At 53.0% G+C, this 638-nt stretch carries 1 protein-coding gene; it reads right to left on the bottom strand.

Annotated features, from left to right (window positions below):
• Positions 1-404 (bottom strand): replication initiator protein A (locus D1646_RS18955; protein ID WP_201754767.1); only part of this gene is annotated, 404 nt, incomplete at its 3' end.
• Between the last annotated feature and the right edge of the window lie 234 nt (positions 405-638).

Here is a 638-nt window from a genome sequence, read left to right as displayed (position 1 = left end):
AACGCAAAGGTCGGTTTTCCGTCCTTATGAGGGTCGCTTTTCCGGCTATCAGAGGGTCGGTTTTCCGGCTGTATGGCGGTCATATGGTCGGAAAACTGTACCACTGGCACTTGCGGCACTTTCACATAAAGGCGGTTCGGTGCGGAGAAGCCCCGGCGTTCCCTCACCAGAAGCCCGGCAGCGTCCAGCTCGTTCAGTGCGGCTTTTATGGCGGTGCTGCCTTTATCCAGCATTTCCGCTATCTCCGAAACAGGGTAGACAATGTATGTCCTGCCCTCGCTGTCCTGCCAGCCGTTCTTCTGTGAGAGTTCGGAACGGTCAAGGAGCAGCGAATAAAGCAGCTTTGCGGTCTGTGACAAGTCCATTTTCAGCAGAAAACGGGGGTATCGGAAAAACGGCGGCATAATGGTGTCGGCTGTGATGTAATCGGTTATGGTTCTCACCTCCTGTCTGTGGCTTCTTGTTACGCAGTTAAAACGCTGTTTTCGGGGGTAAAGGATAAATGTATCGTCTACCCTTTGAGGGCGGTCAAAAAAGCCTTGATTTACGGGCTTCTTTCATAGCCTAAATGCGTAGAAAGGTGGTATCTTTTCCGCTGTCTGTCGGCTTCTTTCCGGCGGCGCACTCTTGCGGCGCAG

It is taken from the genome of Pseudoflavonifractor sp. 60 (assembly GCF_009911645.1).
Lineage (GTDB): Bacteria > Bacillota > Clostridia > Oscillospirales > Oscillospiraceae > Lawsonibacter.
This window is presented reverse-complemented; position numbering and strand designations above follow the sequence as displayed.